This window comes from Phocaeicola sp. RTP21359st1_B8_RTP21360_211022 (genome assembly GCF_040911965.1).
Taxonomy (GTDB): Bacteria; Bacteroidota; Bacteroidia; order Bacteroidales; family Bacteroidaceae; genus Phocaeicola; species Phocaeicola vulgatus.
This window is the reverse complement of record NZ_JBDFXP010000014.1, coordinates 37,516-58,272: the sequence shown is the minus strand read 5'-3', so window position 1 is coordinate 58,272 and position 20,757 is coordinate 37,516. Positions and strand designations below refer to the sequence as shown.

14 protein-coding genes are annotated in these 20,757 nt (G+C 51.8%); 9 read left to right on the top strand and 5 right to left on the bottom strand.

Going from position 1 to position 20,757, the window contains the following annotated elements:
• Positions 1–34: 34 nt before the first annotated feature.
• Genes AB5062_RS09150 through AB5062_RS09115 form a run of 8 tightly spaced genes read left to right on the top strand, consistent with a single transcriptional unit; the run spans position 35 to position 15,692 of the window.
• Positions 35–247, top strand: a complete 213-nt coding sequence (locus tag AB5062_RS09150) for a hypothetical protein (protein WP_195587693.1) — start codon at positions 35–37, stop codon at positions 245–247.
• On the top strand, positions 244–3,861 hold the full coding sequence (locus AB5062_RS09145; RefSeq protein WP_195642089.1) for a viral A-type inclusion protein: 3,618 nt from the start codon (positions 244–246) through the stop codon (positions 3,859–3,861). Before AB5062_RS09150 ends, AB5062_RS09145 begins: the two co-directional genes overlap by 4 nt.
• A gap of 1 nt (position 3,862) precedes the next feature.
• A complete protein-coding gene (locus tag AB5062_RS09140; protein WP_195309740.1) occupies positions 3,863–4,327 on the top strand; it encodes a hypothetical protein in 465 nt (154 codons plus the stop codon).
• A 21-nt stretch (positions 4,328–4,348) separates the two neighbouring features.
• Positions 4,349–8,218: a hypothetical protein gene (locus AB5062_RS09135; RefSeq protein ID WP_195642090.1), complete on the top strand. Its 3,870-nt coding sequence runs from the start codon at positions 4,349–4,351 to the stop codon at positions 8,216–8,218.
• 19 nt (positions 8,219–8,237) lie between these two features.
• Positions 8,238–8,525 carry a hypothetical protein gene (locus AB5062_RS09130; protein ID WP_195642091.1) on the top strand — a complete coding sequence of 96 codons (288 nt, stop codon included), beginning with the start codon at positions 8,238–8,240 and terminating at the stop codon, positions 8,523–8,525.
• Between the two features lies 1 nt (position 8,526).
• Entirely contained in the window at positions 8,527–8,955 is a 429-nt protein-coding gene (locus tag AB5062_RS09125; protein ID WP_195642092.1) for a hypothetical protein, read from the top strand.
• A 2-nt stretch (positions 8,956–8,957) separates the two neighbouring features.
• Positions 8,958–9,134 (top strand): hypothetical protein, encoded by a 177-nt coding sequence (locus tag AB5062_RS09120; protein WP_008778316.1) that lies wholly within the window; start codon positions 8,958–8,960, stop codon positions 9,132–9,134.
• 18 nt (positions 9,135–9,152) lie between these two features.
• Positions 9,153–15,692 carry a hypothetical protein gene (locus AB5062_RS09115; RefSeq protein ID WP_368331262.1) on the top strand — a complete coding sequence of 2,180 codons (6,540 nt, stop codon included), beginning with the start codon at positions 9,153–9,155 and terminating at the stop codon, positions 15,690–15,692.
• A gap of 276 nt (positions 15,693–15,968) precedes the next feature.
• Here the strand turns inward: AB5062_RS09115 and AB5062_RS09110 are convergent, their stop codons facing one another.
• The 4 genes from AB5062_RS09110 to AB5062_RS09095 are packed head-to-tail and all read right to left on the bottom strand — an operon-like array spanning position 15,969 to position 18,497.
• Positions 15,969–16,580, bottom strand: a complete 612-nt coding sequence (locus tag AB5062_RS09110; protein ID WP_368326863.1) for a hypothetical protein — start codon at positions 16,578–16,580, stop codon at positions 15,969–15,971.
• The gene (locus AB5062_RS09105; RefSeq protein WP_008640424.1) at positions 16,577–16,972 is read right to left on the bottom strand and encodes a hypothetical protein; all 396 of its coding nucleotides are present in this window, start codon (positions 16,970–16,972) and stop codon (positions 16,577–16,579) included. The genes AB5062_RS09110 and AB5062_RS09105 overlap by 4 nt, the downstream gene beginning before the upstream one ends.
• Before the next feature lie 10 nt (positions 16,973–16,982).
• Complete coding sequence (locus tag AB5062_RS09100; RefSeq protein ID WP_009293478.1) at positions 16,983–17,429, bottom strand: hypothetical protein; 447 nt, start codon at positions 17,427–17,429, stop codon at positions 16,983–16,985.
• Between the two features lie 18 nt (positions 17,430–17,447).
• A complete protein-coding gene (locus AB5062_RS09095; RefSeq protein WP_009040981.1) occupies positions 17,448–18,497 on the bottom strand; it encodes a hypothetical protein in 1,050 nt (349 codons plus the stop codon).
• A 235-nt stretch (positions 18,498–18,732) separates the two neighbouring features.
• Here AB5062_RS09095 and AB5062_RS09090 point away from each other — a divergent pair, with 235 nt between their 5' ends.
• Positions 18,733–19,377 (top strand): recombinase family protein, encoded by a 645-nt coding sequence (locus AB5062_RS09090; protein WP_007218098.1) that lies wholly within the window; start codon positions 18,733–18,735, stop codon positions 19,375–19,377.
• Between the two features lie 369 nt (positions 19,378–19,746).
• Here the strand turns inward: AB5062_RS09090 and AB5062_RS09085 are convergent, their stop codons facing one another.
• Positions 19,747–20,427 (bottom strand): hypothetical protein, encoded by a 681-nt coding sequence (locus tag AB5062_RS09085; RefSeq protein WP_004308730.1) that lies wholly within the window; start codon positions 20,425–20,427, stop codon positions 19,747–19,749.
• Positions 20,428–20,757 lie beyond the last annotated feature (330 nt).

Below are 20,757 nucleotides of genomic sequence, written 5' to 3'. Positions count from 1 at the left end.
CCGGTATGAAGGTTCCCATAGCCCTTTCGGCTTCGTGTGGCAGATTGCATCGGCGACCGGCTGGAGCGTGGATTACATCCTTGATGGGGTGAATTACCAGACGCTGATCATGATGCTGAGCGACGCGCCCCGCTACAAGCGCAAGAAGTCGGGTACTTCGGGCGGAAACGGTGCTCCCAGACCGGAACACAGCGCCGAGGATGAAGCGAACGATATAGTAGGATTTTTTCAAAGCAAACTGGAATGAGCAAACCTGTAGAAGTTGAATTTTTGATGAAGGACAAACTCACGCCCGGCATGAACAAGGCCGAACGTGAGGCGCTGGAACTGCGTAATACCGTCAGGCTGCTGGAGGCTGAACTGGAAAGGCTGCGCCTTGCCGGGGAGACGGCTGCCCCCAATCTGGACCAAAGTGCCAATATTGCGCAAATACATGCGCTGGAGAAGCAGCTTGAGGAACTGCACGCCCAGTTGAAAATGTTGCAAAATGAATCGGAATCTGTACAGGTCACTCCTGCAGATATACCTAATGCACAGCGCCAGTTCAACGGGCTTCATAACAGCATCCAGCAGATGGCCCGTGAAATGCCTTCCTTGGCCATGGGACCGCAGATGTTCTTTCTGGCCATATCCAACAACCTGCCGATTTTTACGGACGAACTGGCCCGTGCCCGTAAGGAATATGATGAGCTGCAGAAGTCAGGCAAGAAAGGCACACCGGTATGGAAACAGGTCCTGTCCTCGCTCTTTTCCTGGCAGACGGCCATGACCACCGGCATCATGCTGCTGGTAATGTACGGTGATGAAATCTGGGATTGGACGAAAAACCTGTTCAGTGCCAAAAAAGGCGTGGATGAATACAACATATCCCTCAAGGAAATGACCGAGATAGAGAAGGACGGCCGTGCCCAGATGGTGCGTACCCGCTTCGAACTGAAATCGGTCATCGATGAAATAAAGAACTTCACCGGCAGCAAGGAACAGGAAAAGGCGAAGGTAGAGGAACTGAACCGCAAGTACGGGGAATCTTTCGGGTATTATAAAACACTTTCCGAATGGTATGATACCATCATACAAAAGAGTGAGGATTATGTGCAATCCCTCTTCCTCCAAGCGAAAGTACAGAATTTAGTAAAAAAAGCGTCAGAGGTTGATGAAAAAATAGCCGAGGCAGAAGCGAAGGATGAGAGTGAATTTGATACTTGGTGGGGATATGGAGGAAAGGTTGACCGTTTCTTTTCTTCGGATCAATCATATAAACAGAATAATAACGGACGTTGGAAAAAAAAGGAAGAAATAGAGCGGCTTAAATCAGAATATAACGGATATATATTAGCAGCGGAGAATTTAACCAAGGAACGCTTGAAACTGGAACAGAAGTCAGGCATCGGCGGGCATATCGACCCCAAACAGCCCGGAAAGAATCCGGAAGCGGAAGCCAAGCAACGGCTTGCCACAGAGCGCAGGCTGGCGAAGGATCTTGCCGCCCTGCAGGCCGAGAACCGGAAGGAAGAGATAGACCGCATGCAAGCCGGTACCGAGAAGAAACTGGCGCAAATCGAATATGACTATAACGCGAGAAAAGAAGAAATTAACCGGCAGGAAGCCGACTGGAAGCGTGAGAACAAGGAAGCCGGTCTTTCCACCGGAGATAACGGACTTACCCGGGAGCAACAGGATGCACTTGAAAAAGCCCGTGCCTCAAACACCGAGTCCCGGAAAAAAGCGGAGACGGACGTGTACAGGGAAGAGGCGGAAGCCATGCGTGACTATCTGAAGGAATACGGTACCTTCCAGCAGCAGAAACTGGCCATCGCTGAAGAATATGCCGAGAAAATCCGCAAGGCACAGTCCCAGGGAGAAAGGCTGACTTTGGAGAAGCAGCGTGATGCGGCTGTGCACAAAGTGGACATGGAAGCCCTTACCCAGAAGATAGACTGGGGAGCAGCGTTTGGGGATTTGACCGGTCTGCTTGCAGACCAGATGAAGAACCTGCTTGGCGAACTTAAACAGTATGTCAAGACGGATGAGTTCAAAAAAACGGGAGCCGCAGACCAGCAGGTCGTTTACGATGCCATTGAACGTATTCAAAGCATGCTCCCCGGTGGCAACGGGACATTGGATTTTGCCCGGCTGCAAACGCAGATGCACGCTTTGGGGGATGCCGTAACACGCGTGCAAAATGCGGAACTGCAGCAGGAAGCGGCATTCGCCCGGTTGAAAGCAGCGCAGACCGATTACAACAAGGCTCTTGAAAGCGGTAACCAGGCAGAAATAGAACGTACCCAAATCGCTCTTCAAACGGCTCAATCGTCCAGTGTTTCAGCTGACGAGGAATACCTGAACGCCACCTCTGAAATGAAGGCGCTTGCCGGGGAGGTGAAAAGTGCCTCCCGGGACACGGTTGACGGGTTGAACATGGTATCCGACGGGTTGCACGGCTTTGCGAGCGGAACCTTGCAGGGATCATTTGAGGGAATCCGGAACATGCTTACCGGTCTTTCAAAACTGAATATCGGAGGCAAGGTCGGTGATGCCATCAGTCAGATGTCCGAGACCCTGTCAAGTGCCGGAGTCATCGGGCAGATCATATCGGCCATCCTCTCCATACTGGATTTGCTGAAAGACGGTATCGGCCCGATTATCTCATCATTGATAGACACCATTTTCAATGCGATAACCGGAATACTCGACAATATCCTCAGCGGAGACCTGTTCAAACAGATAGGCGGTTCCCTTGTGAAAGGTATCGGGGGACTGCTGAACACGGTGTCTTTCGGAGGTTTCAACAAACTGTTCGGCATCGGCGGAAACGCCAGGGAAGTGCAGGCGGCTATAGACCGCCTTACAGACCGGAACGAGAAACTGCAGACCTCCATTGAGGACCTGACCGATACCATCAAGGCAAGCAAGGGGACTAAATCGGTGGAAGCTTACCGGGATGCTTACAAATACCAGAAAGAGACGAATGCAAACTATCTGCAGATAGCGCAGGAACAGGCACGCTACAGCAAAAGCCACCACTCGTGGAACTACTACTGGGGCGGTTTCAGCCAGGCACAGATAGACAAACTGAGCGGACAGATCGGCCGCCGGTGGGACGGGAACCTGTGGAGCCTGAGCCCGGAGGAGATGAAGGCGCTGCGCAGCAATGTGGACATGTGGACGCAAATCCAGAATACCGGCAAGGGCGGTTACGGCGGGCGACTGACCGAAAAACTGGATGACTACATAGACCAGGCCGGCAAGCTGGAGGAACTGACCGACCAGCTGTATGAAGGTCTGACCGGTATTTCATTCGACGGAATGTACAGCAGCTTCATCGACAACCTGATGAACATGAAGTACGGTGCCAAGGATGCGGCGGAGGATATATCCGAGTACTTCATGCGGGCGATGCTGAGCAACAAGATCGGTGAGATGTACAGCGACAAACTGAAAGGCTGGTGGGAGAAGTTCGGCAAGGCCATGGAGGACAACGAACTGACCGAGGCGGAACGGAACGCGCTGATGGAAGAGTACATGCAGTATATGGATGAAGCCCTTGCCCTGCGTGACAACCTGGCGGCAGCCACCGGTTATGACAAGACGCAGCAGGGTGGTACGAGCCAAAGTGCGAAAGCGGGCGGCTTTACGGCCATGACGCAGGATCAGGGTACGAAGCTGGAGGGCATGTTCACCGGCGGGCTGCAGCACTGGAGCAGCATGGACGACCAGCTGGAAAGCGTGTCGGAGAAGATGGACACGGCCGAAGGTCACCTGGCCCGGATAGCCGAGAACACCGGTGTGAGTGCCGGACACCTGGGCGAACTGAAGGAAGTGATAAAGAAAATGATACGTGACGGACTAAAAGTGAAGTGATATGGGCAATATACTGAGCGGACTGGTGCTGGTGAACGGCACGGACATCTGGACGGAATACGGCGTGTTCCTGGTGGAAGACCGGCGCGGGGGCATGGAGAACCTGACGGCCATCCTGACCCCGAGCAAGGCCAAGAAGGATACCGCCGTGTCCATCCGGGAAGAGCACGGGGAGAAATACAGCGCCGTGCTCACCCCACGGAATGAAGCGCGGGACGTGACGCTGCACTTTGCCCTTTACAGTAAGACCAAGGCAGGCTGGATGAAACAGTACTTTGCCTTTGTGAATTTTCTGAAACAAGGGAAGGACGGCTGGCTGGACATCCGTTTTCCCCAACTTGATCTGACACTGCGTGTGAAGTATGCCGACTGCACGAAGTTTACCCCGCTGACCTACCTGTGGACGGAAGGCGTGCATGCCAGCAAATTTAAGGTAAAGTTCCGGGAACCGAACCCGATTATATAACCATTCAAACGCTATTGGAATATGCTTCTAACGATATATGACAAAGCCGGAACCAAGCGTGCGGGCGTGGCTGTGAACGACAGCTCGACGCAAAGCAAGGAAGTGCAGGGAGAGAATGTGCTTTCCCTGTCGTTCAGCTATTATGCCTTCGTGCCCCTGGACGTGAACGACTACACGGACTATCTGGGTGAACGGTACTGGCTGACGGAACGCTACACGCCGAAGCAGGTGAGCGAGGGTGAATGGGAGTATAACCTGAAGCTGTACGGCATCGAGAGCCTTATCAAACGTTTCTTGGTGCTGGAGACCACCGACGGTGACACCAACCCCCTGTTCACGCTGACCGCCACGCCCCGTGACCATGTGGCGATGGTGGTGAAGGCCATCAATGACGGCATGGGTAACATTACCGACTGGAAGGTGGGGCAGGTGGACGGTACCGATCTTATCGTGATCGACTATGAGGGCATGTACTGCGACCAGGCTCTGAAGGAGATCGCCGGCAAGGTGGGAGGCAAGGCCGAATGGTGGGTCGAGGGGCAGACGGTGAACGTGTGCCGTTGCGAGCACGGCGAGGAGATCACGTTGGGATACGGCAAGGGGCTGATCTCCCTGGAGCGGGATACGAGCAATACGGAGAAGTTCTATACGCGCCTTTTCCCGATCGGGAGCAGCCGGAACATCGACGCGGAGAAATACGGCAGCCCCCGTCTGATGCTCCCCGGAAAAAAGAAGTACGTGGAGGTGGGCGTGGACGAGTACGGTATCTATGACCATTACGAGCAGGCCGCCTTCAGCGGTATCTATCCCCGGCGAGTGGGCACGGTAAGCAGTGTGCGCAGTGAGGAGGTAAAGGACGAGGAAGGGAAGACCTTTACCGTCTATTACTTCAAGGACGGAGGGCTGGATTTCGATCCTAACGATTACGAGCTGGCCGGTGAGACGAAACGCGTTTCCTTCCAGAGCGGCGACCTTTCCGGGCTGGGGGAGGGGGACGACCATTATTTCGAGGTGAACTTCGACAGCGCCACCCGTGAGTTCGAGATCATCACGATCTGGCCTTATGGCGACGACACGCAGCTTCCGGGCGGCAAGCTCGTTCCGAAGGCAGGGGATACCTATATCCTTTGGAACGTCCGGATGCCGGATGAATATTACCGTCTGGCAGAGGAGGAATTCCGGAAAGCCGTCGATGACTATAACAAGGAATATTGGCTGGACATCGCCTCTTACAAGGCTCCGACCGATCACGTATGGATCGAGGAGCAGGGAGTCGATTTGTTTGTCGGCCGGCGTGTGCGCTTGGAGAGTGCCGAGTATTTCCCCAAGGACGGCTACCGCAGGAGCCGCATTACGAAGATCACCCGTAAGGTAAACCTTCCCGGGGAGATGGACCTGGAGATCAGTGACGCCCTGCAGGTGTCCAAGTTTGACAGGGTGAACGACAGCATCGTGGAACTGAAAAGTTATACGAAGGATAAGGTCGGTAGCGCGGCCCTTCCCGATATTATCCGGAGCTTCGATAATACGCTGCCGACCGACAACAATCTTTACTCGGCAAAAAGAAGCCAAAGGGAATTCCTGAGTAAACGCCATCGGGATACCGCTGCCGAGGTGATCGGTTTTCTGAAAGGGGCTTATTTTGGGGATTACAAAGCCGGTGAATCCGGAGGCAATGTTGACAGCGACGGGAACGCCGAGTTTCTGACGGCGGTTATCCGTGAACTGCTCCGGAGCACCCGTTTCGTGGACGGCATGTTCGGTGAGGGCTGGCAGATATGGATAGATAAAATAACGGGACTCAGTAACCTTACGATAGATAAGGCGACCATCCGTCAGACACTGGTAGCCATGGAACTGTTGATCGAAAAGGTTCGCAGCGTGGGAGGGCAGCTGGTTGTATCCGCAGCCAACGGCAAGATCAAGACCGTGACCAGGGAGGGCAACAATTACCGTATCACCTTTGAGCAGGAGAACACGTTCGTGGCGCACGACCTGATGCGCTGTGCCGTTTTTACGGGAGCGGAGATTCGGGGTTACTGGGTGGAAGTGTCGGAAAGCGACACGGGAGGGATAACGGTACCCCAGAGGGAGTTTGGCGGGACGGAACCGAAGGCGGGTGATGAGTGCGTGTTGATGGGTAACACGGAAAACCCGCTCCGGCAGAACCTGATCAGCATATCGGCCACCGAGGACGGCCAGCCACGTGTTGACATACTGGATGGCGTGATGGCGAAAAACTTCAACGGCTGTTTGCGCTGCCGGGTGGGTAATCTTGACGGTATCAAGGACAGCGCTTTCCCGGCGAATAGCCAACCACACGGGAACGGTCTCTATGGCGACAACGTATATTTGAAAGGTACGTTCGTCCTCATGACCGGCGAGGATATCCTGACGAGGTTTGAGATCACGGAGGGTAAGATACAATCAGCCGTGGAGGGTCTGCGCGACGAGGTGAGGGAGGAGCAGAGCTTTTTCGATAACACCACGTTTACCGAGGGGATGAGTAAATGGATAAGCGGGTACAAGGCCGCGTTCCTGACTTTCGGCGGCAAGTGGATTCTTGCCGGTAATAAACTGTTAGCATCGAGTGAGAACGGCAACGTGGAGGTCGTAAAGACCGGCAAGGTTCCTTACGTCAGGATAACGAACAGTTATATCATGCAGAAGAACGGGGATTTCCGCACGATCCCCGATTTCAGGGAGGTGAACGGGGAGGGGCTTTTTATTCCGGGCTACGTATATCTGTCCTTCCATTACAAGGTGGTCGAGGCCGGTCATCTTCGTGTCGAGTTTGTGAACGGGGATAAGACAGGGTTCGAGAACTTCAACATGTTCGTTTATGACGGCGATTTGCCGGTCGGCGGGGAAAAGGTGTTCAACCATTCCGGGCTTTGGAACGGGACTGGCGACTTCAAGCTGTCGTTCACGGGTGTCATCCAAGTGTCCTTGTTGGTATTCTCGACAGACCGGACGGATGCCCTGGCGTACAAGTATGCCACGTTCTTCGACCAGTCGGAGAAGATGATCCGAATCGCGGCGGCGAATTTCGATAAGGACGGCAATGTGCTGGAGGCATCCTCCATCATCACGACGGCCAAATACAACAGGCTGATTTCCGTGTATTTTGATGAGAACGGGGAATTGCGGAATAAATCCGGATTGGTGACTACCGCCAATTTTTCCAAGCTGTTCGCCGAGGGGGTTACAAGCAACGGACTCGTGAAGAAGGCGGAACTGAACGTCTATGTCACCAAGGATGAGTTCGGCGATCTTGTTTCCGGTGTCACCATTAAAGCCGACCAAATCAAACTGGAGGGGCTTGTTACGGCTAACGGCTATTTCAAGGTCCTCACGGATGGGAGTATCGAGACCCGGAACGCGAACATCAGCGGTACAGTCAAGGCGAGCGGCGGTAAGATCGGCGGCTTTACCATCGATTCCGGCCGTTTGTATTGGAAGAGCCGCGATTATTTCGGAAACGATTCCCGGAGTTTGAAACTGGGAGTCTCGAGTTCCTCGACGGAGGGGATCGTGGACGTGGCCTTCAATGGCGCTACCAGTGGTCGGTTTGGCGTAAAATCAGTCGGGGCGACATCCGGTGGGGCCGCTATATACGCATCGACAGGCTCCTTAACCTACCCGGCCGGCAGTATGGCCTATGCCGGGTTCTTTGTGGGTCCGGTAGATGTAAGGGATACCGGTAACGGATTGACAAGTGATGTTTGCGCGTCGAAAGGGTTCCGGTACATCCAGAGCCGTAATTCCGACGGTACATACGTGTATAACGAGGGAGTGAACTGGGGTGGTGGCATGTCGGAAAACCCCGACCTTGACAAGATACGCCTTATCGTGAGGGGAGGTATCATCGTAGGATATAACAAAGAATAAACATTTAAAACCAAGAGATATGAAAGTTGACTTAAACAGTAGATTCAGGGGATTTGACGGGAACGAGCTTGGTGGCGACAACATCGCCACCGCCGTGGCGGAAGCCCTGTTCAATTATGGAAAAGACAAACCGGTAGGCCGTGATGAGAAGTTCAGGGCTTACGTCCTGTGCCAGCGTATTATCCAAGGCGGCGGAATTCTGGAGATAACCACCGAGGAGGGCACGCTCATCAAGGAGGTGTGCGGGGAGTGCCTGACTGCCGGCGGTTACGGTCAGGTTTATGAACTTATAGAGGGAGGGGTTTGATATGGCACTGACAGAATCGGATATCGCCCAGGTTTTGGAGGCGGTCAAGGCGGAATCGAAGAGTGTAGAGTCTTTGGAAACCGTGGGTTCGTTGAGCGGGGTCAAATCCCTGCCGGGACAGAAAGGTGACAAGCTGGTGAACGTCCCGATCACCTTACTGAGCAAGCCGGCCGATGACGCGGCGGCAAGAGCCATCGCGGCTGCCGAAAGGGTGGAGGAACTGGCCCCGGAAATGGAAGCGGCCACCCGGGAGACAAAGAAGGCCATTCAGACGGCGGGCGAATCGGCGGCAAAGGCGGAGGCGGCCGCGAAGAAGGCCGAGGATGCGATAGCCCAAGGCTACAAACATAAGGAGATGAGTGAGGAGGAGTTTGAAAGTCTCCCGGAAAAGGACGGCAAGACCATTTACCTGATTTACGAGGAGGAATAGGTATGATAAGTGTTGGAAACAAAGAGGTGACGGCCATCCGTGTAGGCGAACGGGTGGTGGCGACGGTCTATATAGGGGCCAGGCTGGTTTGGCAAGCCATCCGGAGCTGTTTCGGCGCGGGCTTTTGGCGCGGTGACAAACCCTGGAGCCGAACGGATGGCTGGAAACGGATGAAATAACTTTTAAAGAATAACGATATGGCGAAAAAAGTGTATGACGAGGACGGTCTGGATATGCAGAAGACCGATTGGTCCGGTGACGAATCCACGGGTAATCTTCCTGTGAGCGGCCGGTTGGTGGAGAACTATATCAAAAGTATTGATGACAAAGCCACCCCTACGGAGGAGCTGGCCGCCGGTGAGACGAAAGCCCCCACGAGTGGCGCGGTGTTCGCCTCGCTGGTGGGCACCGTGACGAATATCGACGTGACGGACAGCGAGGACGGCACTCAGTACGTGATGACAGTCACGCAGAAGGATGGCGAAGGCGGGGAAAGCGACAGGGAGGTGCGCTTTTCCAAGTATAGCGACGACGACAAGGTGGTGGTGAATATAGACCTGACCGATGCTTCGGGTTCCTCCTTGCCCGCTTCCCAGTATTTGTCGTTGGGTACCGGTTTCGTGGTGAGATATGCCGTTGGCGTGGGCACGGCCGGTGGCGGCGAGGTGAGTGGCTACAGCGACCTGAAGGCCAAGGTGGTCGTAAAACGTGGCTCCACGGTCCTTTCGGAATTCCAGGATGCGGAGTTTGTCGGCGTTACGGCCGGTCAGAGCTATACTTTTGACGCGTCGCCTTACCTGAAGGATGCCACGACCTACACCGTGCAGGTGGCGGCGCAGGCCGGTTATGATGGCGGTACGCTGATGAAAACCGCTACCGCCAGGGTGACGATGGTGGCTATGGAACTAAGTACCACTTATTCGGTTGGGAACGGACTGGCTGACGGGGGATACCGGAACGACGTGAACATCCCATTTACAGCTAAGGGAACGAGTGGCGAGAAGAACATCTACTACCGCGTGAACGGCGGACAGGCTTTTACCCTCGGTCTTTCTGCCGGCAGCGGGGTGCAGCAGAAGAACGTGACCATCCCCCTGACGCAGATGCAGGAAGGTACGAACGTGGTGGAAGCCTACGCACAGCATGAGAACTCCGGTGTGGTGAGCCAGGTGCATTACATTACGCTGCTGAAGGCAGGCGGCGGTGTGACGGCCTATGCCGGCATGATGTTCAGCCACCGCGCGGCAGGGTTCCAGCGAGAATGGAAACGCCCGGTGCTGGAGGCAGAGCAGTTCACGGCATGGAGCTTTTCGTATGCCGGCTATGACTGCGATGCGTACACGGCCCGCGTGAAAGTGACCAATCAGGGCAGTGTGGTGAAGGAAGACCTGCTGCAGCGTGGTGAGACCGGCAGCTACGGGCGGACCAACGTAAATGTGGAACCGCTGGACTACCGCGTGTCGTGCGGTGATGCCGTGCTTGAGGTGAAGGTGAACACCGCATCGCACCCCGACATTGAAGCCACGTTGGCACCGGATGCGGTGTGTACGTTTAATGCTTTCGGCCGAAGCAACACGGAAAACAACCCGGCAAGCTGGGTGAGCGGTGACAAGCGGATGGAGTTTCGGGACGTGCTGTGGAGCGTGAACGAATACGGTGCAGGAAGCGGCTGGCACAAGGACCGACTGTTGCTGGCCGGCGGTGCAGGCATGACCCTGACTGCCGATGGCGGGTACCGCCCCTTCAACGAAGCGGACAAGCCGGAGGGATTTGCCATCCGTGATGTGGGCATGACGCTGGAGATAGAATACAGCACGGCCAACGTGACGGACACGAACGCGGAACTGATTACCTGCCTGGGACAGCTGGACAACGGCAACCGGTACGGGCTGATTGTGACTCCGGAAGAGGCCAAGTTCCTGACCGGTGTGGTGACCGAGGCGATGGATGCCGGACAGGTGCTGCGCTATGAGGACTCGGTGGGTACGAAGTTCCAGCCGGGCACGAACATCCGCATTACCTACGTGTTCTACCCGAACGTGCAGACGAACGAACAGCGCACGTTGATCGGCTTCTATGTGAACGGTGAGGAAAGTGCCGCCTCGAAGTGGCTGGACAAGGTGAACTTCGACATCCGGAGCCAGCTGGAGTTTAAATCGGAGGGGGCTGACCTGAACGTGAAGAGCGTGCGCATCTATAACAAGGCGCTGACCTCGGACGAGGTGCTTAACAACTACATCGTGGACCGCAACCATCTGGAGGATGCCGACGGGGAACCGGGCGTGCGCTCACTGGATGAGGACAACCGCGTGCTGAATGAGGGGGACACGGTGAGCATGGAGAAGCTGATGGGACTGATGAAGAAGCGGCGGAACTCGATCCTGGTACTGATAGGCACGGGCAGCGTGGGCAGTGAGGTGCCAAGCGAGAGCGACACGCTGAACGTGATGGACGCGCTGGCCCAGCTGAACAACAAGAAGGCCAACAAGCTGTGCCGGGAAGTTAGATTCTACAACGGTGAGAACCGGGCGCTGGACTGGATAGCCCGTGACATTTATCTGCGTATCCAGGGTACCAGTTCGGTGAACTATGCCCGCAAGAACCTGCGCTTCTATTTCCAGAAGACAGCCAGTGGCTACACGGCACGGATGAGCTACGGCGAGATAGACGGTAACGGGCAGCAGAGCAACCCGACAGCTACGGAGGGTAAGAAGAACCTGTTCCGACTGCGGGACAACTCGGTGGGGGCAAAACTCGCCTGTGCGAAGTGTGACTTTTCCGACTCCTCCATGACGACCAACACGGGCGGTGCGAAGTTCATCAACGACGGCATGAAGGAGATGGGTATCCTGACCCCTGCCCAGCAATATGCAGCCGACCATAGCGATACGTGCGGGCAGGATATACGCTCGGCCATTGACGGCTTGCCCTGTGACCTGTTTGTGGCCAGGAGCGTGGATGAGGATCTGACCTATTACGGCCAGTACAACATGAACAACGAGAAGAGCGACAGCTACCCGATATTCGGCCAGGACAAGACTATCGGCGGCGAGCAGTGGGGAACCGGTGACACCCTGAACTACCTGCAGGCAAACGGCGACCGGCCGAAGGAATACCTGCCCATCTGCATCGAGACGCTGAACAACTCGAACGACCTGTGCCTGTTCCGATGGCTGCCGTCCACGGAGCCCGACCATACGGACTTCATGGATTTCAACTTTGACGGCGGTTTCGAGTTCAACCACCCGAAAGACGTGTTCTGGAACGACGGCGGTGGCGATGCCGAAGAAGAACCGAACATCAAGGAACACTTGGGCACCGGTGACAAATATGACAAGATGTACAAGGCCCTGGACCGCATGATGGGCTTCCTGTACAGATGCGTGAAGGAAACGCCTGCCGGCAAGAATCTGGCCTATAACAGGGAGTCGCACACGTTTGACGGGGTGGACTATGAGGATGACGGCAACAGGTTCCCGACCGCGAAATGGGTGAGCCCGACCTTCAGGAAGGAAGCCGGGAAGTATTTCAACCTGCCCAACCTGGCTGCCTACTACCTGTATGTACAGTTCAACCTGGGCGTGGACCAGCTGGCTAAAAACATGCTGGTGCGGACGTGGGACGGTGTGATGTGGTGGATAACCTATTACGACGGGGACTGCCAGCTGGGTTCGGACAACAAGTCGTTCCTGACCGGGAAGTATGACGACAACCGGCAGACGAAGCGTGACGGTGCCTATGTGATGCAGGGGCACAACAGCTGGCTGTGGAACCTGATACTGGGCAATATGGGCAATCTGCTGGAGGAAGTGATGACCAGGGGCGTGAACGGCGGTACGAGCTTTATGAGTGCTTTTTCCATTCAGAAAGCCGTTGACCATTTTGACACCGAACAGATGAAGAAGTGGTGCTCGCGCCTGTACAACAAGTCCGGTATCTTCAAATACATCTACCCGTTCCTGAACGAAATGCCGGTGGGTGCGGACGGCGCGAAACAGACCTATCCGCAGATCTACGGTCTGAAGGGTTCGTTGAAAGCGCACCGGAACTACTTCATCCAGCGCCGGTACGACCTGAAGCAGGTGGAGTACGGCTATGTATCTACGCTGGGTGCCCAGTTCTACCAGAGTACGGCATCGCTGGACAAGGCTTATAAGCTGAAACCGATGCAGTACCGGCTGACCATCCCGTACCGTGTGCAGTTATCTACCAGTAACGGCGTACAGGCTGACAGCGGTGTGGTGGATGCGGACGTGCTCCATTCCCTGCAGCTGATCCGTGCCTTCGGCGAGAACGACCCGCTGAAGATAGTGGGCGCAGCCAAAATAAAGGAACTGGTATGGCATGAGGATGCGTTCGCCATCGGCTTCAACTTTGGTCTGCTGACCTCACTGGTAAAACTGGATATGAGCGTGGAGAAAGCCAGCGGGTACCGGAACGGCTCGTTCATGGCCTCGACGAACGGGATGCTGCTCCTGGAAGAAGTGAACATGCGCAATAACCTGCTGGCCCGGAACGGGGACAACGGAAACGTGGCCACCCTGGATTTGAGCCGGCAGGGGCGTCTGAAGAAACTGGACGTAAGAGGTACGGGGCTGACCCGGGTGAAACTGGCCACCGGTGCGCCCGTTGTGCAGTTATGCCTGCCGGACACGATTGAGGAACTGTTTCTGGAATATCTGACCAAGCTGCAGGACAGCGGGCTGGTGCTGGAAGGCATCAACAACGTACGCGGCTACCGCTATACCAACTGCCCCGGCATCGACGGGTTCGCTATGCTGGAACGCCTGCATCAGGCCAGACTGAACGGCAGCGGCAAGCTGGAGCGCTTTGTGCTGGAGATAGACCGGGAAGACGACGGAACCCTGCTGAAGAAGTATTTCGATTACGGGACGTACACGCAGACGGGTGCGGTGGATGACCGGCATTCGGGCCTTCGCGGTAAGCTGACCCTGACGAAGTATCTGGCCGATGAGGAACTGGAGAAGTATGCCGCCCGTTATCCGGAACTGACCATCAAGCAGCCGCCCTATACGATGATTGAGTTTGACGACAGTGTGGCCGACGATGCCAATGTTTCGAACCTGGACAACAAGACGGGGTACAAATTCGGCAATACGTACAAAATGAGCGGGCATGTGAATGCCATCCTGTCCAAGCGCCACCGCGTACTGGCCAAGGTGACCAGGATGCCCACGAGCCGGAAAGTTGAGATAGCCGGGCAGCAGGTGGAAGTGAACAACCTGGACGGGGAGATGACCTACTTCCCCCTGCATGACGAAAGCTCGAACTTCTATGCCGATGCGGAGGATATGAACGACTGCACGGTGGCGAAGCTGGACGGCAGCGAGGGAGACTGGATGATGTATGAGCCGTTCTACTGGAGCAAGGGTATCAACGATTATCTGAACAACAAGAAGTACGCCTGCTACAGCAGCTACCCGGAGGACGAAATGCCCCCTGTCCCGGAAGCAACAGTACTGACGCTGGATGCCATCAAGGAAACGCAGGGCGGCTGGCTGGGTGAACGCAAGATCATGAGCGGAAAGCCCACGCTGAAGGAATCCTATACGACGGACAAGGCCTATTCGGTATGTAAGGTGGACGTAGCCGGCTACAAGCGCGTGCGCTTCCCGAGCGTTCCCGGCACGGGGCTTATCGGCAGTGTGTTTGTGGATGATGCAGGAAACATCCTGAAGAGCATCGTGGTGCCGACCATCGGCTTGAAATTTGAAGCTGGCATGTATCTGATAGCAGACGTTCCGGAGCGTGCGACGGCTCTGCATTTCTCCATTCTGAACACGGCAGAGTTTGACTGCGTGGTGCTGAGCAACAGCGACAAGATAGAGGACATGGAACCGGATTGGGTGGCCAATGAGGAACATCTGTGTGCCGTAGTGGGCAGCTCGGTGGTGGGAAGCAAGCTGCGTGCTTGCATTACAGGAAACACCACAGCCGGCAGTATGACGTGGACAGACTTTCACTATTACAGCCAGCAGCGTGGCATGCAGCAGATAGATGCTCTGATGCACAGCCGCATCGCGAACCTGAGCTATGCCCGTTACGGACGAAGGGACATGCAGGAACAGTGCGGTGCCGGACAGCATAACTACAATAGAATAACGGGAGGCACTGCCGAGCATGGTATGACAGACACCATCGGCTATGATGAAGCGTATGTCATCAACAACAAAATCACGAATTCGCTGATTGACGGCCTGGTGCATCAGTATGCCTGGTATAAGAGCCGGGACGAATACGGACAGGCGACCGTGGTGCAGGTGAACAATATCTGCTGCCTGGGCTACGAGGACATCTACGGCAACAAGTATGACATGATGGACGGCGTGGATCTGCCGAACGACAGCGGCAACCAAGGGAAATGGCGCATCTGGATGCCGGACGGCACGGTGCGGTGGGTGCAGGGCAAAACGTCCAGCGACCAATGGATAACAGGCGTGGCGCATGGCAAGTATATGGACATGGTTCCGGTAGGTAATCTGAACGGATCATCTTCTACCTACTATTCCGATAAGTACTGGATAAGCCTCTCTACAGTCCGTTTGGTCTTTCGCGGGTGCAACTATGCGAACGCGTATGGCGGTGTGTCGAGTGCGTATGCGAATTACGATGCTTCGTATACGGGTGCGAGTATCGGCTCGCGTCTGGCCTTCCGCGGTAAAATCGTTCGGGCGCAAAGCGTGGCAGCGTATAAGGCGATACGCGAGGTGGCGTAAGCGCAAAGCGCCAAAGCGTGGAGCGAAGCGACAAAAACGAAAGAATGGGATTCGGATGGTTTCCGAATTCCGTTTAAAAGGTATTCAAATACCGGCGAAGCCGGTCGAATTTTTTTAGAATATTGATAGGGTAGGGGAATACAAAACTGAACTGATTTGAGGGTAAACGACCTCAATTTAACTATGTAAAGATAGTGATTTTTGTTGATATTTGCAAGTTATTTTTCTGTTATTTTTAGCTTAGAATTGACCAGTTCAAATGGAATAAAGAGTGCTTTAAATTATACGCTTCGTTTTGTGAAATGAACTTTTCGTTTTGAAACGCGCGAACATTTCGATTTGCGGATTATAGTTGCCGCTATCCGCATCTTGCGGCAATATCGCGTGATGATGGTCATAATAACTTTCGGCTAATAGTCTGGGGAATTTCATCCATTCAGAGATTATGCCTATGTCCTGAAATTCGGTCATAACCCGAACAGAGGGATAGAACAGGGCAGCCAAAAGAAGATAGGCGGCAGTTACCGCCGTTGTGTACAAGTGTGGAACAAAACTGATGGCCAAAGCCACCAATGAGAGTATGACAAACATACATGGTCGGTCACATAAACCTCTTAACAATCTGTCCGCTCTCCTAAATGAATATATAGTGACACAGATAGCAGTTGAAAGAAAAACACCGAACTCGCCAACATGTCCGCTGATGTAAACATAGTGGAAGAGCAATAGCAGAATCAATACGACCTGTACATATAGTTTACGAGCCTTTACACTGTGCATCATAGCATCGTAGAACCTTACCATAAAAGAACGGTGGCTTTTGTACAATGCTAATGGCAATACGAAAAGCGTTATACAGAAGATAAGTTGTAGTATATTCCAAATCATAAATAATAGGGTTTCTCGCGTATTTGAATGGGGGATATCATCAACTCTAATTGGACAATATTGTGGGTGGCCAATAGGATGATAACTTCGGCGTCCCTCGGTGAAAGGTATATCGCTGCTTTCTTAATACGTTGCTTGAACGTATGCTCCTGCTTACGGTAGGCTGCCAATGCCTTATCCAGTTTATGTTCCGGAATTGTCCATGTCATGCCTTTGGCGTATGAGCCTTTGTCTTTGTAAGCCCGCAGTACCAACGTGCGGGAAACAATGTAATTGATATATCCGTTTCTTGACAAAGCATACTCCTTATAGAAATTGTCATCAACAACCTCTATCCATGTCCGGTATTCCCTAATCCAATAAACCATTTGTCGGTATAGTGTGTCCCGCATAACATGACCATTAAAGGAAATCCAACAAGAGATCGTCTTTGTTCTTCTTATACTTGAATGTGCCACTTTTGGAATGAAGATCCAAATCAAGGCACAGCTCGCCGTACATCTGCTCAAGAGAATCATAGATGGTGACAAGAATGCTATTTACCTTACCGTCTGCATCTGTCTTGCAATTCATCTTGAACATCTGTCCAAATGCCGGGTTGGAGTATGCACAGGTGCTATGCCCGAATTTGTCAGCGTGCGTGGGGATGTGGTGGTAGAGAGTTATAAGCTCCATATCGTCCTCAAACAGATCCATCACTTCCTCCAAATCGTAAGGGTCGCGTAGCGGGAAGCTCAGTAGGGCGTAGTCACCGTAGAATTGTGCTTCCTCCATTGTCGTCACATCGAGTAGTTGCGGTAGTTGCAGAGGGACAAATGTCATAAAGTCATTGAAAAAATGTCGTAACATATTCATTTTTTTATATTGTTAGAGCGTCTGTATGAAAACATCCATAAGCATTCCTGGCAGTTCAGTCAGTTGACCACTTTCCGATTGCAGGATTCGGCTCAAGGTTTTGAACGCCACAGGTGTCTGTGCCGCCATCCTGTCAAGTTGTTTCCGTTCTTTATCGGAAAGCAATGTCATAGAGAATCCGTCCAGTGAAGTATAAGGGTGGATAAGCATCCATATATAAGCATGTGCTTGCGAAGAAGTCTTGATTTTTTTGTTCCGAACATCTTCTATACAAATCTGCATATTTTGTATTTGGCGACGATTGGTGCGCATTGTCAAATAAAGCATAGCCTCCCGATAGGTAATCTCCTTTCTCTCAGCGGCAAAGAATATCTGCGAACAACACTGTTCAGTACCACGTGTGATGTCAGCCATACTCTCACCTTCGAAATCGTGCAAGTGAGAGAGGAACGCACGGAATATAGCATCTTCTTTAGTGATATAAGTAATCAGTTCATTGCGGCTATGTATGCCGTTACGGATAGTTCGAGTCAGTAACATGCGGTAAGCCGCAAGGATTTCCTCTTTGTTACCCTTATGAAGCGGAAGATTATCCAGTGAGTTGAAAAACGGGCGGATTTCTCCAGCGGCATGATGCAGTTCCTCATCATTGTTATAAGGTGAGAACTCTCCTTTGAGAGCCAAAAGTTCCTGATAAGTACGCGTCTTTGAGAGGGCTAAGCGTGAGAACTCAGTGCGGATAGAATCATGCAGTCTGATACACTCTTCACGCTGATTGGAATGGGGGTGGCTGAGCGTATCATTCCGGAGATACCTAAAAACAGAGTCTTTTACAGTTTGCCATTGTAGGATATGCTTGGTCAATACTTGAAATGAGGAATCTTTCTGACGTCGTATATTGTATAAGTACTCCCTGTATATTCCGGCAGGATCGTTCGTAGCTTCAGACAATGATTTGCCATTTCTATCGCTGCATGATATCAGGCCCAATATGGCCAATGAAACGATACATCTTCCAGTCAAAAATGATGGAGTCTTGTAGTATGATTTTAAAATTTTCATATTTAACAATTCATATTTAACGATGCAAATCTATATATTATTTTTATTGTAAAAGCTCTTTTATATCGCATTTAGTATAATTTTTGGTATCATATTAATAATATGATTATCAATGAAAACAAGTGCAAGAAAAAAAGCTAAAAAAAGGATTCAGCGAGATTTTTGCCACGATATGATTTTAGATTAAAATGAAAGTGCTATATTTGCACTTGTTATCAAAACAATGTATATTAAAATGGCAAAAGTTGGCTATATATTCAAGGAAAATAATGACAGTTTTGATGCTGAGAGAGAATGGATGCAGCGATACGGTTGTGTACAAATCGTAGAGGAAACAGTTGAACATGAAACATTGAGACCTATGTGGAAACAGCTTATGGCGAATCTTCAAAGGGGCGATGAAATAGTCATATCCAAATTCAGCAATGCTGCACGCGGTTTAAGAGAACTGGCCGCGTTCATCGAACTATGCCGTATCAAAATTGTACGTGTCATATCCATTCATGACAGAGTTGATACTCGCGGTGAATTATTCCCCGGTACGACAGCAGCCGATGTGTTGTGGATAATAGGGGCATTTCCGGAAGAAATTGCCGCACTACGAAAATATTCCGCTCATGTCGAGAAGTTACGCCAGAATATCAAAGCCCCGGCTGTGCCGAAGGTATTACCTAAAGCTGAACGAGATAAGACAATCGTGGATATGTATATCAACGGGCATTCTTTCGATGACATTTGGGCTGCAAGCGGTTTTAGCAGCAAAAGTTCTATTTGGCGCATACTCAATAAATATGGCGTAAAACTTGATCGTGGCCAAACCAGCGGTCCGCGTGTCAAACAGAACCCGAAAGAGGACGGAACAAATGAAGGTGGCTCCTGATAGAATTTTCAGATAATCAGGATCGTATATTTGTTTTTCGGTTATTATTTTGTATTTTTATTATTGTTAAAACTATAAAAGTAAGACTTATGGGAGATATTATAATTGTATTGCTGGTATTCTGGGTTGTCGGCAAGCTCTTGAAGGGCGTGTTTGGCGGTTTCAGTAAAAGCAGCTTCAAAGATGATAAGTAGGCCAGCCAAGGGATGGGATAAATACGGTCAAAAAAGACTGGTTCAAGAGGCGTGAAATTGTAAGAAGGAAGTGGAATGGAATAAATATAAACGGAGCTTCCGGCAACAGGAATCCAGGATATATCGGTTGAGATATACCCTGAATACATGTCGGATATTGTCTGTCCGGAGATGTTTAGGCTTTCCACCTATACCCCTCGTCTGTCAGTTCCAAGTATTCCTCTAATCCCGGTTTTACGAAAAAGACAATTTCAAAGGCTTCGTTACTTCCGTTATCGGGGAATGTCATGTCGGTTTCTCCATTTCGGATAGTCCCTTTGCCCACGTTGGAACCAAGGTCTTCATCCGCATAGGCATATTGAAACTCGACGTCCGGAAATATCTCGGAGAGTGTTTGGATAAGCAGAGGCACACCTTCCCAAGCCGTATCAAACCAAAGCACGTTCGGTTCTTCAAAATTCTGATTAAAGGCATTCCATTTTGTACCCCAGTTGGCAATAGACCATTCATACCAAGTAGGATAACCGTATTTTCCCCAGTTTCTCAGATATGTCATTCCAAGTTGTAATGCTTCTTCCCTGACTTTTTCCTCCTGAATTTCCATCCATTGAATGACTTTCAGGTCGTCCTGTGAATTGAACGGTTTACGTTGCTGTGCTATGATATACTGCATACCAAATTCCCCAGAAGTGGACGCTTCTATCAGTAAGTCCTTTGGCATAGGGATAATGTTGTTGAAGTCAATATAGCAAGGCGTACTGTCTTCATCAGTTTTTCCTTTTAAGAAATCCATCACATTTTGTACTGTTTCTCTGTCTGCGTTTATTTCTAAACGGTTTGTTACATAATTAGGCATGATTTTAATGCTTAAAGAATTGGTTATTATTAACTTTTTTCCCTATTGTCGGTTCTTTACTGATTGAACCGTTTTGGGATTTATGGATGCGGTAAACGGATGTCGATACAGCTTCATACGGCAACTTTTCTTGCCAAATTACTCTTGCCCAGGAAGGAAGAATTTTGTAAGAAATACACTTCAAGTAGCAGGATCAAGCGCGATAGCCGACCTTTGCATCTGATAAAACCAAACCGGTGATAGGATGAAGAATAGATGGGAGATAAAATGAAAAATAATTAATATAAAAGAAGAATGCTATTCCTTTTGCAGAAATATAAAAAAGGAATA